The sequence below is a fragment of the Verrucomicrobium sp. BvORR034 genome (genome assembly GCF_000739635.1).
Taxonomy (GTDB): domain Bacteria; phylum Verrucomicrobiota; class Verrucomicrobiia; order Verrucomicrobiales; family Verrucomicrobiaceae; genus Verrucomicrobium.
Genome location: NZ_BATQ01000170.1, coordinates 1 through 15,229, shown reverse-complemented (window position 1 = coordinate 15,229; position 15,229 = coordinate 1). Strand labels below are relative to the sequence as shown.

12 protein-coding genes are annotated in these 15,229 nt (G+C 63.8%); 3 read left to right on the top strand and 9 right to left on the bottom strand.

Annotation, left to right across the window (positions count from 1 at the left end; all coding sequences use genetic code 11):
- Positions 1 to 256: 256 nt before the first annotated feature.
- From BV034_RS29695 to recJ, 4 genes are all read right to left on the bottom strand, one after another.
- Positions 257 to 565, bottom strand: coding sequence for a type II toxin-antitoxin system RelE/ParE family toxin (locus BV034_RS29695; protein ID WP_050030572.1), 309 nt, complete (start codon positions 563 to 565; stop codon positions 257 to 259).
- Complete coding sequence (locus BV034_RS29690) at positions 553 to 810, bottom strand: type II toxin-antitoxin system Phd/YefM family antitoxin (protein WP_050030571.1); 258 nt, start codon at positions 808 to 810, stop codon at positions 553 to 555. Before BV034_RS29690 ends, BV034_RS29695 begins: the two co-directional genes overlap by 13 nt.
- A gap of 254 nt (positions 811 to 1,064) precedes the next feature.
- Positions 1,065 to 1,967, bottom strand: a complete 903-nt coding sequence (locus BV034_RS29685) for an N-acetylglucosamine-6-phosphate deacetylase (protein ID WP_050030570.1) — start codon at positions 1,965 to 1,967, stop codon at positions 1,065 to 1,067.
- A 250-nt stretch (positions 1,968 to 2,217) separates the two neighbouring features.
- A complete protein-coding gene (gene recJ / locus BV034_RS29680) occupies positions 2,218 to 3,939 on the bottom strand; it encodes a single-stranded-DNA-specific exonuclease RecJ (protein WP_050030569.1) in 1,722 nt (573 codons plus the stop codon).
- A gap of 138 nt (positions 3,940 to 4,077) precedes the next feature.
- Here recJ and BV034_RS29675 point away from each other — a divergent pair, with 138 nt between their 5' ends.
- Both BV034_RS29675 and BV034_RS29670 read left to right on the top strand, forming a co-directional pair.
- Positions 4,078 to 4,590: a DUF3592 domain-containing protein gene (locus BV034_RS29675; RefSeq protein ID WP_050030568.1), complete on the top strand. Its 513-nt coding sequence runs from the start codon at positions 4,078 to 4,080 to the stop codon at positions 4,588 to 4,590.
- Positions 4,587 to 5,351: an ion transporter gene (locus BV034_RS29670; protein WP_050030567.1), complete on the top strand. Its 765-nt coding sequence runs from the start codon at positions 4,587 to 4,589 to the stop codon at positions 5,349 to 5,351. Before BV034_RS29675 ends, BV034_RS29670 begins: the two co-directional genes overlap by 4 nt.
- Before the next feature lie 361 nt (positions 5,352 to 5,712).
- On the opposite strand, the gene BV034_RS29665 is transcribed toward BV034_RS29670, so the two are convergent.
- From BV034_RS29665 to BV034_RS29645, 5 genes are read right to left on the bottom strand one after another with little or no spacing between them, the layout of a single operon-like run.
- A complete protein-coding gene (locus tag BV034_RS29665) occupies positions 5,713 to 8,547 on the bottom strand; it encodes a hypothetical protein (RefSeq protein WP_050030566.1) in 2,835 nt (944 codons plus the stop codon).
- A complete protein-coding gene (locus BV034_RS29660; RefSeq protein WP_050030565.1) occupies positions 8,544 to 11,234 on the bottom strand; it encodes a hypothetical protein in 2,691 nt (896 codons plus the stop codon). The genes BV034_RS29665 and BV034_RS29660 overlap by 4 nt, the downstream gene beginning before the upstream one ends.
- Positions 11,231 to 11,986, bottom strand: a complete 756-nt coding sequence (locus BV034_RS29655; RefSeq protein WP_050030564.1) for a hypothetical protein — start codon at positions 11,984 to 11,986, stop codon at positions 11,231 to 11,233. Before BV034_RS29655 ends, BV034_RS29660 begins: the two co-directional genes overlap by 4 nt.
- 42 nt (positions 11,987 to 12,028) lie before the next feature.
- Positions 12,029 to 13,210, bottom strand: a complete 1,182-nt coding sequence (locus BV034_RS29650) for an AAA family ATPase (RefSeq protein WP_050030563.1) — start codon at positions 13,208 to 13,210, stop codon at positions 12,029 to 12,031.
- A gap of 27 nt (positions 13,211 to 13,237) precedes the next feature.
- Positions 13,238 to 13,873 carry a hypothetical protein gene (locus BV034_RS29645; RefSeq protein WP_050030562.1) on the bottom strand — a complete coding sequence of 212 codons (636 nt, stop codon included), beginning with the start codon at positions 13,871 to 13,873 and terminating at the stop codon, positions 13,238 to 13,240.
- Positions 13,874 to 14,555: 682 nt separating this feature from the next.
- Here BV034_RS29645 and tnpA point away from each other — a divergent pair.
- Positions 14,556 to 15,002, top strand: coding sequence for an IS200/IS605 family transposase (gene tnpA, locus BV034_RS29640; protein WP_050030561.1), 447 nt, complete (start codon positions 14,556 to 14,558; stop codon positions 15,000 to 15,002).
- Positions 15,003 to 15,229 lie beyond the last annotated feature (227 nt).

Here is a 15,229-nt window from a genome sequence, read left to right as displayed (position 1 = left end):
GTAGGCAAGCTGACGGCTGACGCTGTGGTGCTTCCCCACTGGTGTTTGGTGATCAACCACCCAGCGGCCATGTAGTTGTCGACGTGAGGAGGCACTCACTGAAGCGTCTGCTGCGTTGGTCTTGTGCCAGGGTGCCAAGCTTGACTGGTGCGGGTTCGAGGTGCTATGGACGGTGAGTCCTGACCGCCTAAACGCGGAATTCCAACCCTGCTTTTGGAAATGGGATGGCGGAGATGTTGTCGATCAGCTCGAGACGCTACGGGTCTCTCGATTCCTGATCGCCCAGTTGGAGCAGTCGTTCGGCCCGCATCACGTAGACGATGAAGATGGTATTACCTGCAACCCGGTAAAACACGCGAAGCGGGTTGATGACCAGGTGCCGGTAGCGTGAATCAGGAAGGTCGTGGGGTGTGGTTCCGAGTTCCGGGAAGGTGCGGAGCATCTCCACCTTCTTGAAGACACGCTGCACGAGCTTTTTCGCGGCGGGCGGGTGGTCCAGCGCGATGTAGTCGGCAATCTGATCCAGGTCCTGAAGGGCGGGTTCGGCCCAGACTATTCGAGCCATCGGGAGAGCCGGTTCTTTGCTTCCTTGTGGCTGACCGTGCGGCCTTCCTGAATGGCTTTCTCTCCTTTGGCGATGCCTTCCAGAAGCTGAAGTCGGGCCTCCATGGCGTCAAACGTGGCCACATCCACCAGGTAGGCGGCGGGCAGTCCATGCTGGGTAATGAGCACGGGTTGATGGTCAGCGGTCACCTCGCTGATGAGTTCGGTTGCCTTGCGTTTGAGCGTCGTGACGAGCTCGGTTCTCATGAAAGTGATACTAGAGTATCACTTGGTGGGGTGCAAAGGATATGGGGTTAAACCACAGAGGCACAGAGAACACAGAGGAATGCTTTTTAGACAGAATTAACGGAATTATCAAAATTCAGGTTTTAGCTTCGAACAGGCCTGCGCTAACACCGTCATCTGGAAGCTAAACCTAATTCCGTAAATTCTGTTAATTCTGTCTAAACCTCAGTTTCAGTCTCTGTGGTCTCTGTGGTTAAGTCGAATTCTCTGCTGTCTCAAAGCCCCAGCGCTTTCCGCGGGTTCACCACAGAGAGGGTGTGCAAGTCTTCCTCGCTCAGGCCGAGGTGATTCGTGTTGTTCTCCTGGATGCGGGGCCAGGTGACGGTGGAGCCGACGAAGTGGGAGCCATCGGGGGAGCGGGCGACGAGGTCTTCGCCGATGACGATGTCCCAGCCAGCGAGGGTGAATTTACCGGGGCCGAGACGGGAGGCGGAGATGGCGTCAGTGACGAAGATACTGTGCTCCACGCCGGCGGCGCGGAGGTAGTTCTGGAGGGCGAAGAACTCGATGTGCACGCCATCAGGAATGAAGCAGAGCCAGAGGCGGTCGCGGAGACTGAGGGCGCGCTGCACAATGTTGTCATGCCGGTGCATGAGCATGGGGCAGCCATTGCCCACGTGCGTGAACATCTTTAGCCCGTGGTTCGTGGACTCACGCAGGATTTCATAGGTGGGATTGCAGTGACCCGCGGAGACGCACACGCCCTGGAGGGTGAGCCAGGCGGTGGTGGCAAATCCGGCATCGTGCTCCGGGGCCAGGGTGACGAGTTTGGCAAGGCCTTGGGAGGCATCCAGCAGGCGGCGGGCATTGTCCACCGTAGCGGGCTTGACCGCGTGGGGAGGATGGGCACCAACATAGCCTTTCTCCGGGTTGATGAAGGGGCCTTCAATGTGAAAACCTGCGATGATCTCCTGCGCGAGCGGATCAGCCTCACGCAAACGGGCCAGAGTGGCGAGCCGGTTCTCCATGGCCGGCAGTTCATCCGTGATGATGGTGGCGAGGATGCCGGAAACACCATCCGCCTTCAGGCATTCGCAGGCGTGGTGCAGGGCTTCCGCCGTTAGGCCATCGCGGTTGAAGTCGGTGCCGGCGTATCCGTTGACTTGGAGATCGAACATGGAGGGCAAATTGGGCGATTGCCGTCGGGCGTAAAGGTCAAACGTTGGAAGCGCTGGGCAAAGAATAGGAAGAAGTCATATTTGTACCGATTGGATTAAACCACAGAGGCACAGGGAATTCGAAATTATGAATGATGAATTAGGAATTATGAATGTGGGGAGCGGAGATTTGGGCGTCACTTGCAATCCAGGTGCCTCAAGGAATTCCATTCCTAATTCATCATTCCTAATTTCCCAATTTTTTGGCTTTTCACTCCGCTTCGCGCACCTCGCTGATCATGAGCTGCCAGGACTCCTGTCCGCGCCAGACTTGACGCTGGACTTTGAGAGCGACGTCCCAGGGAGGTGGAGGGACGTCGTTGAGGGGGGCGTTGAACCACATGGCGGGGCGGGACTGGCCGCCCTGGCGGAGGGTGAGTTTCCAGTGTTTTTCCTTGAGCACCTGGCCGGGCAGGACGGGCTCCATGCGGCGGCAGAGGAAGACGGGCTCGTGGTTGCCCATGCCAAAGGGTTCGAGGAGTATGTACTGCTCGAGGAAGCGCGGGGTGAGGTCGGCGAGGGAGATTTCCGCGGAGAGGTGGAGCCGGGGCGTGAGCTCGTCTGCGGTGATCTGGCGCTCCACGGCGGCGCTCATGGCGGCGCGGAAGTCGGCGAGATTTTCCTCCTTCAAGGAGACGCCCACGGCCATGGGGTGACCGCCGCCTTTCAGCAGGAGATGGCGGCACTGATCCAGAGCGGCCACCAGCGAAATGCCGGTGACGCTGCGACCGCTGCCTTTGCCATGGCCATCCTGCCCAAAGGCGAGGAGCAGGGTGGGCCGATGGTGATCGCGCATGAGGCGTGAGGCGACGATGCCCACCACGCCCTGATGCCAGGTGCGGGAGCCGAGTACAATGCAAGCGGCTTCGCCCAGGCTCGGATCGGCCGCCATCATGGCTTGTGCCTCCTTCTGAGCGACGGACTCGACGTCCTGGCGTTCGCGATTGTGGGCGTCCAGCAGGTCGGCGCACTCGCGGGCAAACTGCGGATCCTCGCACAGCAGAAGGTCCAGCGCGGTCTGCGCGGTATCCAGGCGACCGGCGGCGTTGAGCCGGGGCCCCAGGCGATAGCCGATGTGATGGGCCTGGATGAAGCCGTCCACGCCCGCGACCTGCTTGAGCGCGCACAAGCCGACGCGGCGGGTGGTGGCGAGCTTTTCCAGGCCCTTGCGCACGAGAGCGCGGTTTTCATCCTTGAGCGGCACCAGGTCCGCCACGGTGCCCATGGCGACGAGGTCCAGATGCTCCTTGAGATCGAAGGTGTCCAGCCTGCGGGTCTTAAGCAGGGCGTGGGTGAGCTTGAAGACAAGCCCCACGGTGCAGAAGTAGGTGAGCCCGGTGTGGGCCTCCAGCTTGGGGTTCACCAGCGCCACACAGGTGGGCAGGCGGTCGGCGGGTTCGTGGTGGTCCACGATGATGCAGTCCACCCCCTCTTGCTGGAGCCAGTCGGCCTCCGCCACGGAGACGGTGCCGCAGTCCATGGCGATGAGTAGGGCGGGCTTGCCGTGCTCTTCGAAGCAGCGGACGAGGCCGTCGTGGCTGAGGCCGTAGCCCTCCTCCATGCGCAGGGGGAGGAAGGCGTGCGGTTGCAAACCGTAGGCCTGCAGCACCAGCGTCATCAGGGTGAGGGAGGTGACGCCGTCCACATCATAGTCCCCATAGAGCACCACCTGCTCCTGCCGGTCCACGGCGAGGAGGATGCGGTCCACGGCCTGCTGCATCTGCGGCAGGACGAAGGGGTCGCCTAGTTCGGCCAGACGGGGTTGCAGGAAGCCCTTGGCCTGGGCCTCCGTGGCCAGGCCGCGCAGGGCCAGGAGCTGCACCAGCAGCGGCGGCAACGTGGTTCCCAGCGCCGTGCCCCTCAGACTGGTCAGAACCTCGGGATCAACGGGTTCCAAGATCCAGCGGACGGCTTTCTGAGAGGAGTTGGGCATGAGGAGAGGACGGCGGCAGAGAGGGAGAGTTTTCACCCTAGCGGTTGTGGAGCCTGCGTACATGTCTTTTTTGTTTCCGAGGTGGGGAGAGTGGCATCTTGTCGCTCGACAGAAGGGGGTTCGCGCGCACCATCAGGCATGACTTCCAGCAAGGGTTCCTGTCTCATCAAAGTGCTCCTCGGCCTGTCTCTGGTCCTGATGGGCTGCGGTGGGACGGGCTGGCTGTGGTACACCTACCAGAAGGCGGAGGAAACCCGGCACTGGCAGTCGGTGGAGGCGGTGGTGATCAGCTCCCAGATGCTGACGGACCGCCCCACGCCGCACTCGCCGCTCTACTACCGGGCGGAGGTGCACTATCGCTACACGGTGGATGACAAGACCTACACTGGCACCCGCCTGGGCGCGGACGGCCCATCCAACAAAACCGACCGCGCGCTGGAGAATGTGAAGAACTTCGCCGTGGGCAAGACGGTAACATGCTATGTGGATCCGGCCGATCACACCAAGGCCATCCTGAAGCATGCGCCGGACTACGGGATTTACAGCATCTGGTTCCCGCTGTTGTTTGTGGTAGGCGGGTTCGGCATGATTGTTTCCGCTTTCTTCCGGCCCAAAGCTTCGCCAGGGGGCACGCCCACGTCCACGTCATGAGTCGCTCCTGGAATCCTTCAGAGACCAAACTCCGGGTCTGGGACCTGGTGCTGGCGCTGCTCTCCATCTACCTCCTGGTGGCTTTGGGGGTGGAGATGATTCTGGATCTGGATGACGACATCCGGTGGGGGTTGAACCTCACGGATAACTTGATGTGTTTCATTTTTCTGGGCGACTTCTTCCACCGCCTGGCCACCGCGCCGAACCGGCTGGCTTACTTGAAGTGGGGCTGGATCGATTTTGTTTCCAGCATCCCCTCGCTGGATATCTTTCGTTGGGGGCGGTTCTTCCGCCTGTTCCGCATTTTGCGCATCATCCGCTCTGGCCGGCAGATCATGCTGGTGTTGCGGCAGAGCCGGGCGCAGAGCCTGCTGTTGAGCGTGCTCTTTGGCTGCTTCCTCATTGTGGATGTGGGCGCGATGGCGATGCTCCACTTTGAGAAAGGCGTGACGGGCTCCAACATCCAGACCGTGCAAGACGCCTTCTGGTGGGCGGTGGTGACGATGACTACCGTCGGCTATGGTGATCACTACCCGGTGACTCCGCAGGGGCGTCTGGTGGCCGCGTGCCTCATGATCATGGGCATCGGGCTGTTCGGCTCGTTGACCGCGTATCTTTCATCGAACCTTTTGAAGAAGGATGCGGAGAAGGAGGTGGGGGATTTGAAGGCGGTGCTGGCCAAGCTGGAGAGCGTGGAGCGGAAGCTGGAGGCGGTGGAGGCCCGCCTGGCGGGAGAGGCTGGACGGAAGGAGAACAGTTGAAAGGTGCCGCAATGAGCCCGTTGGATGGGGGCGGTTTCCCCATTTGAGTCCGGGAATGTCGCGCCTGGGAAGCTTGAGTCCCCGGCGAGTCGCCAGGAATGGCAGGTCAGCGGCCTGCGCTCCCCAATACATTGATGTGTTCCCGGCATCTTGCCGGGAACGTCAGTCTGTTTGGGCTCGATGAAGCGTTTTGGGTCCGCGAAAGCGGCGGTTCCCGCATGCACTCCATAGCGACTTCGTCGCCAGAGGTTGGGGGCGGAGGAACTCCGGCTCCTGCAAGTATCGCAGGCTGAAGCCTGTACTCCGTACAACTCAGCCCCCAACACCTTGACCACTGACGCACTGCCCACTGACTCACCGACTACTGACTCCTCTTCTGCTGCAAATTCCTCCCCTCATACCGCCACAGAGCAAGAGTGGACTCCTCGTCCAGGGTGGCGAAGGTCCAGAGGTCGGCGCAGGGCATGACGGCGGTGACCCGTCTGGGAAGGTCGAACTGCCAGCGCTGGATGGAGCCGGTGTGGTTGGCGAGGACGATGGTGCCCTGGCTGCCGCTGATGACGTGCAGGGCGCCGTCGTTGGTGAAGGAGGTGACGGCGGTGGGTTCGAGGTCTGACGCCACCAGCATGGCGTGGGGCTGGGCGCCGCTGAGCCAGAGGACGTGGGCCTCTGCGCCGGCGGCGACGGCGACGCGGGGGCTGCTCCAGGCGGGGGCGGGCACGAGGGAGCGCACCGGGGCGTCGAAGGTGATTTCCTCGAAAGCCCGTTGAGGGGCGCTCCCCAGCGGCATGAGGATGACGCGGTTCACGGCGGCAAGGACGACGTGTGTGGCGGTCACCACCATGGGCAGCGGGGCGGTGGGAATGGGCAGGTCGTCCAGACCTTCGACGAGGCGGTCGTTGGAGATGGTGCCCTGGGGGGAGAACTGGCTGAGCCGCCAGCCCACTCGGGTGAGTCGCAGTGCCCAGAGGTAGCCGTTGGCATCATAGGCGGCTGCCCAGATGGGATCGGTGAGCCAGCCCGGGGTGCCAATCTCCACCTGGGGGTCCGTTGACACACTGCCCGGCAGGGAGTGCAGATGCACCACTGTGGGTGACTGGGGCAGGTGGACCAGATATTTCCTCGTGTTCCGCGCGGCCACCAGCAGGGGCATGGGGGCGGCGGACCAGTCATCGCTGGACAGGTTCCACTCGATCTGCCGGGCGGTGGAGGTCTCACGGAAGCCCGCATGCAGGCCGAGAAGTCGGGGCTGCCTGGCATCGTAGGCCAGCAGGCAGAAGCTGTCGTGCACAGCGGCTGCCTGCACCACCTTGAGCCCCTGTTTCTTCCAGGGCAGGCTGGCGCTGAAGATGGACACCAGATCCACTCTGCCCGCAGGGGCGATCTTCGGGTTGCGTTGCGGGAGGGAAGGGCGGCGTGTGGCCTGGTGTTCGTCCAGGTGACGGCGTCCATCGCGGGCCAGCAGGGTATCCGCGGGGCTCAGGCACTGGAGCAGTCGCATGAGGGTGCTGCGCTGGCCGTCCGGCACGGTGGGCAGGAGGCGGGCAATCTCGCGACGTCCCAAGTCCTCGGCGCGGGCTTTGACGGTTCGGTCTGGATACGTGCGCTGGAGATTGCCGTACACGCTCAGCATCTGCTGCATCTTGGAGGCATCGTGATGATGCGGCAGAGATTCCAGCAGACGGGTGGCCTCATGGTGCTCACCAGCGGCCCCGCGGAGCTCCAGGGCGCGCTCGATGCAGTTCATGGCCAGGCGGCTGGTGGGCCACGCATCTTCCAGCAGCTTCAGTGCGCCGGGGCGGTCTTGCAGTTCATTGAGGGTCAGGCTTGCCGCTTGCAGGAGATCATCCGCCCGGACCAGCTCGGCGATCCAGGTCTGATACGCCTCGCGCATCTTCTTCTCCTCCCCCAGTTCGCCATAGAGGGAGGCCAGCTTATCCCAGCGCCGCCCTTCCTCATAGAGCTTCACCGCCTCAGCGATCTGGCCACCCAAGGCGAAGCATTCTGCGGCTTCCAACGGGCGGTGCAGGTGATCGCGGAAAATCACGGCGGCTTCTGCATGATGTCCGCCGTTCTTCAGCACGATGGCGGCGGTGCTGAGGTCTCCCAGCAACTCGGCGTAAATGTACGCGGCGCGGCGATGGCGGCCCAGTTGGACCTCGCGGCTGGCCAGCTCCATGTACTGCCTGCGCAGCTCCTGCTGGTGCTGCTGTGAGACATCCCACGCATCGATGGCGCGTCCGCCGCCCAGGCGGCCGAGGTCAAAGTTCGGCGCTCGGGTCCCGAGCTTGGAGGAAGGCGGCGCGGTGCCGCGATGCATGCCGCTGCCAGTGAGCGGCAGGGCGTGTTTCAGGCCTTCATCCGGATTGTTCTTCAGTTCATCCAGCAGCCGTTGCAAGGCCCGGTTCCGGTCCTCGCCCAGACTGCGCTCCGGACCGGAGAGCTTGCGGTTCACCCAGTCTTCCAGATCATTCCAGAAGGTGCGTTGACCGCCCGTGCGGGGAAGGCTTTGGACAATTTTCTGCGCCAGCCAGAGGAAGGGTATGGCAAAGGCACTGGCTGCCTTGGAGGGCGTCTTGCCTGGGGCTTTGCCCGCCGTCTCCCCGGCAGGTGGATTCTGAAACTCTGGTGCGGGATCCGAGCCGATCTCAAGGGAGTCATCACCGAAGAGGTTCTCGAGTGACGGGGCCTTTACCAGCACGGACTGCAGACGCGGCAGGGGCGCGACGCCGGGCAGCGGGGTCGTCCATTCCTCGACTCTCTCTGGAGGTGGGATCAGGAGGTCTCCAAGGGCGAACTCCTCCCCGGCATCAAAGCCGACCGCGCCGAGGCCGGGATGAAAAACCAGCGCACCGGAATAGGAGTTCACGGCGTCCGCCTCTGCTGGAGTCACCGCCGGCAGCAGGAGGGCATCCACCGGTACATAGAGCGCGCGTCCAATGCAGGTGAAGCCCAGGGCTGCAGGCCGCACTTGGGGGACTTCTCCTGTGGCGGGGATGACAAACAATCCCGCAGGTTCACGAGACCGGATGGAGGCTGGCAGCACGTACAGCCTGAGTGCGGACTCGTCCTTGAGCTGCCAGCGTGTGATTTCATCGATCCAATGCTCCGCCTCCGCCCCGGGCAGACACCAGGCGGTGGCGGGCGTGCCCGCGGGATGGCGGGCGGGTTCGAGGTGGAGCGTACGGGGGATCATGTGAGGGTCTCCGTGACGAAGCGACGGATGTGGCGCTCGATGGCCTGGGCGTGTCCTGTGACGGGGCGTCCGCTGTCCATGGAGGCGGCGGGTCCCACCAGCAGGCCGTCGGAGCTCCAGGCGGGCAGCATCATGTTGGCGGGCAGGCCGATGCTGACCTCCGCCAGGGCGGGATTGGACGCCTGGAGATGGAGGATGCCGCGATCATCCAGGAAGGCGCGGCTGCCGCCCGGCCATTCGGCGATGCGGACAGTGCAGAAGTGTCCGGTGGGCTCCGGTTCACCGAAGGTGCGCCAGTCCTGCACCACCGCGTCTGCCTTGTGCTCCAGACGGAACCAGGTGTTGGACAGGGTGACGATGGCGGTGCGTCCGCGTGAGGTGCGGAGGGCGACCTCCCCGCCCGGGGTGAGGCCAACGGCCTCAAACCGCGTGCGCATGGAGAACTGGGCGAAGGCCGTCTTCTCCACGAAGAAGAGCCACTGGCCCTGGTCGACGGCGTTGGAGCTGAGCTGGCCCGTGTCCAGATCCCTGGTGAAGCAGGAGCCCTGCTGGGTTCGCATCCAGACCTTCTTGCCATCGGCACTGGCCTTGGCGGCCGAGAGGCGGTGGGGGAAGGAGAGTCCCTCCATGTGATGGTTCCCGGAAGGCGAGATGATCACGCCATTGGCCCCCACGCTCCACATGCCGAGCTGCCCCTTGCGATGGAAGGCGAGGACCGGGCGGGTGATCTTGGTGGTGCCAAAGGCGGGCAGGCTGATGCTGTTTCCTTGCACCAGGCAGTGGTGCACGGTGTACGGCTCCGCACTGCCGGAGTAGAAATGGCGTTCCCCCAGATGGTGGAGATTGGGCGGCAGATCCAGGCTGGGGAGTTCTGCGCCGCTGCTGAGGTGCACGGCACGGAGGGTGCGGGAGGTGAGGACCACCAGGCAGTCACCATCCACCCAGCAGGCGCGGGGATGGGAGTCCACGCCATCCAGCACCCAGGACTTGGGGAGAGGGGGCTCATCGCTGGCGGGGGCTGGGACCACCACCACCTGCACCTGGGCGCGGTCCTGGTCCCAGGAGGCCGCCACCAGATCCTTCTCCGGCTCCTGGCGCGCGCAGAACTCCAGCACCTTCCCGCGCAGGGGCTCGATGGGCATGGGGCGGGCACCGGTGAGGAAATTGCGCATGTACCAGATCTCCCGGCTCTGAGTGAGGCCAAAGGTCGTCTGGCGGCTGTCGTGCCGCAGGGTGAGGGCGGCCACGATGGGCGATGCCGGCGCGAGGAGGAAGGGCAGCTGGGCGGGGCCGAAGACGGCCGGCCACGAGCGCATGGCGCGGAGCCGGGTGCCGGAGCGATTGTTTCCTGGGTCCAGGGACAGGAGTTTCTCCAGCTTCAAGCGGGCCTGGTGCAGCAGCTTGATGCCCTGGCGTGAGTACTGGTGCAGGGTCAGACGTCCCTCGGCATCCACGGCGACGATGTGAAGCGGGCAACAGGCGTCCAGATGCGCGGCCAGCTCCTTGCGAAAAGCGGGGTCACGCAGTGTGGCATCGTGAATCACCAGGACCAGGTCCTGGGCGCGGTCGGGAGTCTCCGGCAAGTAGTCCGGCAGATTGGCCAGGGCCCCGGTCAGGTCGTAGGAGGTCTCCAGGACCTTGAGCTGGTTCTTGACGCCTTCCACGGAGTCCAGGTCCACTTTCTCCCAGTACACCCCTTTGGCCCGCCAGACCTCGTTACTGGTGCCAGCCTTGGCCTTGAGCCGCAGGGCGAGCGCGGCAGAGAGGGCGAAGATGCGGGCCGCACCCCAGAGGCGCAGCCCGCTGTCCATCACCAGCAGTTGAGTGCCCGGGGGCCGGTGAGCTGGAGGCTCCGGTTGGAGATAGAGGGCCTCGCCCAGAGCCAGCCGGGCGGCCAGCATGTCATCGTCATGCGCCAGCTCAGAGAGGAGCAGCCGGTGAATGGGGCCGCGGTTGCTGAGGTCCGACACACCGGAGGTGGCGCGTTCTTCCTTGAGCGACATGACCTGGGGCAAAGTGAGTGCCGCCATGATGTCCCGCGTCAGCAGGGAGAGACCAGCGGTCTCTGGATCCTGCGCGAGCGCTCGCATGAGCGTCTGGGGCGAGTAGCCTTCCGGTTTGGGGAGGTCCGGCGCGGCCTGGACCATGCCCTCCACCCCTGTTTCCAGGCGCAGCCGGAGCTGCTCAGGAGAGACGCGGCTGATCGCCACGCGGATGCGCTCGCGGCTCGTGTAGCGGGTGTTTTGCCGTTGTAGACGGTCTTCAACACCGGGCCGCCAGTTGATCCGGATGAGTTGGGCGATGGTGTCCCCGGAGGCGGGCAGGGGATCCTCCAACTGGTGGAACATCAGGTCCAGCAACGCGTGCTTGGCGGCAGGAGTCTTCAGCAGATCTGCCGGCCAGTGGGGCGCGGCCTTCTCTGGGCTTGGGGGGATGGAAGGGCCGCGGCAGCCCTTCAACATGGCCAGCGCGGAGACGATGGCGGAGAGGGGCGGCGGGGGTTCATGGTGATAACGCTCGCAGATGATCGCCAGCTCCTCGGCCATGACCACGGTGGTGTCGTCCTCCCACAGGATCGCGCTGCCGTCCAGGTCCCAGTGCCAGTCCGCCTCCATGGCAGGGGTCAGCCAGGCGGCGGCGTTGGCCATCTCCCCGCTGAATCCGGTTTTGGAAACCACCGTGTTCATCGCTTCAAGGGGGCGCAGTTGGCGCGGATGGCGCTGCGGCTGGCGGGCCGCCAGAGGTCCGCGCTGATGCGGGCATACGTGCCGTCTTCATCGAAGAGGGCGGTCTCGCCTTCGGCCAGACGCAGCCAGGAGGCCAGGGTGGAGGGCTGGAGTGCGGGAAAGGGCGCATGTCCACACGGGATGGCGGCGGGACCGTGGAAATAATAACGGCGACCGGGCAGCGGGGGCAGGGGCTCACCGCAAACCAGGACCTGGCCCTGGGCTTCGTTGAGCACAAAGCTGAGGCGCTCCAGCCGCAGGGCCGGGGCGCTATGCGCATACTCGTACCAGTCCGCGGCGGGCAGCATGAGCAGGGCGGCGGGAGTGGCGAGGTCACTGCGCTGGATTTCCAGCAGTGCCCGGTTGCGCAACTCCCCGGGGAAGGACGAGGGCGGAGCCAGCGGTACCAGGAGCTCGGCCAGGGGACGCCAGGGACCCTCTGGGAGCTTTCCCCAAGGCAGCGCCTGATCGGACTCAAAAAGCCAGCCCTCCGCAGCGGAGGAAAAACGGTTGTGCCACGGCACGGTGGCATAGAGCGCCTGCTGGGAGTCGGTGAGGGGGCCGCCCTTCACCCAGATCCACGCGCCAGTGAGCCGTCCTTCCAGACCGGGCAGCAGCCGGAGCGGATCCAGCGTCGCCGCCAAGGGAACGGCCAGTCTTGCCACCCAGGAGGTGGCAGAGGGGGCGACAGGCGCAGGGGGCGACGCAGTCATGGGGCGAGGGTTTGTCGATGGGAGATGCGATCGGTCAAGACATCAGACACCGGCCAGCGCTTCGGGTTCCTTCGTTTTGAGGGCACCCCAGAGCTGATGGATGCGGGACTGGAGGAATTCGCGCTGATCGGTCCGTTGCACCCACTGCACGCTGCCTTCCAGAATGGCCAGCCGGTCGCGCAGGTAGGCCTGGCTCGATGCAGCGGCACCGGGGTCCAGACGGCCTTCCAGCCAGGTCAGGCTGCGGGCCAGGGCTTCGGCATCCGGCTGCCCGCTGGCAGAGGCGCGCGGGTGATCGGTGGCATCGGAGGTGTCCTCACCCCGGCTGGTTGATTCCTGAACCAGGGAGCGCAGCACTTCCATCTGTTCATCCCGGTCCCAGAGGTAGCGCAGCACCCAGAGGTCAGAGTGCCGGGCCTCCATGCGGCCACAGAGCAGGGCACTGGCGGCCACCAGGCGCTGCACCTTCACGGCGCGGCGGTCTGAGAAAGCAATGCCCGCGTGGCGGATGCGGTGGACGAGGTCCACGTAGTCCTTCAACACCGGCTTCAGGGAGACCCGTGATGTGGCCTGCTGAATGAGGCGGATGTGCTCCGGCCCCAGAGAGGACATCTCCGGCGGGGTGGACTCCAGCCGCCAGCCAGCGTCCAGCACCTCCATGAGGCGGTCTTCCGGGGCGGCATCGCAGCGCACGCGCAGGAGGAAGCGGTCGAAGAGGGCGCGCAGGGCGTCTTCCTCCGGCAGGTGGTTGCTGGCGCCCACAAACATGAGGGCCTGCACCTTCAGGCGCTCGCGCCCGCGATGCAGCACGCGCTCGTTCAGCACCGTGAGGAGGCTGTTGAGGATGGCGCTGTTGGCATTGAGCAGTTCGTCCATGAACACGAGGGACGCCTCGCTGAGCATGCCCTCGGTATTGGTCACCAGATCCCCCTCGCGGAGACGCCGGATGTCGAAGGGGCCAAAGAGCTCGTTGGGTTCGGTGAAGCGGGTGAGCAGGTACGAGAACGTATCACCCCGCAGCCTTTGACCCAGAGCGTGCACGAGCGCGCTCTTGGCCGTGCCGGGCGGACCCAGGATGAAAAGATTCTCCCCCGCTGCGAGACAGACGCCCAGCAGGTCCACGACCTCATCTTTGGCGACAAAAGACTGGCGGAGGCCTTGCAACACCTCCGTCTGGAGGCGGGCGGCGATGTGCGACGCGTCTGAAGAATCAGGCGATGTCATGGAGATAATGGCGGTGTTTTTTCTAATTCAAAGCGGAACGTCCATCAGAGGCAAGCGCAGATGCTGGGCCACCTTGGGACTGAGATCAGAATATGCTCCCACGGTGTCCTCCGCGGCCTGTCGGACAGCGGACTCCTCCAGACGGGCCAGATCGGCGGTGCGGAGGATACGGTCGGTGTAGAGCGCGAGAAGGCAGGGGTGATTCACGATGGGTTTCACCCCGTTCCAGGATTCCAGCATCATGCCCACGGAGCTGAGCGGCCAGGCGGCCCCCAGTTTCTTGATCCGGGCCACCAAGGGGTCATCCGGGGCCATGCGGGCGGCGAACTTGGCCACCTCCGGCAGGTGTTGGAAGAGGAGGTCCACCGAGTAGTCCACCGAGGCGCTGCGCGGTACGGGGCACGGCTCAGACAGAGCGACCTCCATGCCGACCGCATCGACGTCGCGCGCGGCGAGCAGGTGAATCGCCTGGTAGAGCAGTCCAGCAGCCCAAGATGCGGCCGGAAGGTCCAGCACCGGGGCGTCGTGGGCGAGGTTGTCACGCTGCCGCTGGTCAAATTCCGCCAGCAGTTCCGCCATCTCTTCGGGGGTTGCCGGGTCAGCCGGACCGAGCTTCACCACGGCGAAGCCCTGATCGAGGAGAGATTGGAGAAATTCGATCACAGGAAAAGTATCCCGCTCCGGGAGGCGGGAGGCAACTGGGCAGTGAAGGATACGGAAAAAAGTGCCGGTGCGTCGGGGGGCAGTGGGCAGTGGGCAGTGGGCAGTGGGCAGTGGGCAGTGGGCAGTAGGCAGTGCGGCAAGGTGTTGGAGCCGAAGTTGTACGGAGTACAGGCTTCAGCCTGCATGGGTGCGGGCTTGGTTGGCGCTGGCACGACGCGAGAATGTGATCAACGCACCTGGATGCCGGAGGCATCGCAGCCGTTAGCCGGACGGTTGAAGGAGCGTAGCGACTGATACCTCCGGAAGGGTAGAAGAGGAAATTTCCACCCCGGTAGGGGTGGCAGCAAGGTCGCAGCTCCAGTGCGTCAAGATGTTGGGGGTGGGGTTGTGAGAAGTACGGGCTTCAGCCTGCGGGAGACTGGGCCACTGAAGTGGTTGTCGTGACCTGAAGCGAGACTTGGGGACGGCCATGCCCCTGATTCAAAGCTTCCTCTCGTCTCAGGTCTTCTGTCTCGTGTCTTACAGTCTTGTGTCTCCCGCGCAGCGGGTGATGCCGGAGGCATCGCAGCCATTAGCCGGACGGTTGAGGGAGCGTAGCGACTGATACCTCCGGAAAGCAGAAAGAAATTTGCATCCCGAAGGGGATGCCAGCAAGATCCTCTTTCTCCACGCATCATCAAACATGTCCGGCACCTATGTCTCGCTGCACTACCATGTCGTCTTCAGTACCAAGAACCGGGAGCCTCTGATCGGTGCGGAGTGGCTTCCCCGATTGCACGAGTATTTAGGTGGTACGGTGCACGGACTCGGAGGATTTTGCCAGGGGGTCGGAGGCATCAATGATCATGTGCATCTGTTGATCGGCCTGAAACCCACGCACTGTCTCTCCGACTTTATGCGGGAGTTGAAAAAGGCATCATCCATATGGGTGCACCAAGAGGTCGGACTGAACCATTTCGCCTGGCAGGAAGGGTATTCAGCATTCTCTGTCAGCGCCACTTCACGGGAGGCGGTCAAAGAGTACATTGCACAGCAGCCGGAGCATCATCGGGTGAAATCGTTCAGGGAAGAGCTGGTGCAAATGCTGGTCAAAGCGGGGGTTGCCTTCAAGCCGGAATACCTTGATTGACAGGGGCGGACGTTGCTGCGACCCGCTGCGCGGGAGACACAAGACTGGAAGACAGAAGACAGAAGACAGAAGACCTGAGACGGGAGGAAGCTTTGAATCAGGGGCATGGCGTCCCCAAGTCCCGCTTCAGATCACGACAATCTTCAGTGGCCCAGTCTCCCGCAGGCTGAAGCCTGTACTCCGTACAACTGCGTCTCCGACACCTTGACGCACTGACGCACTGGAAC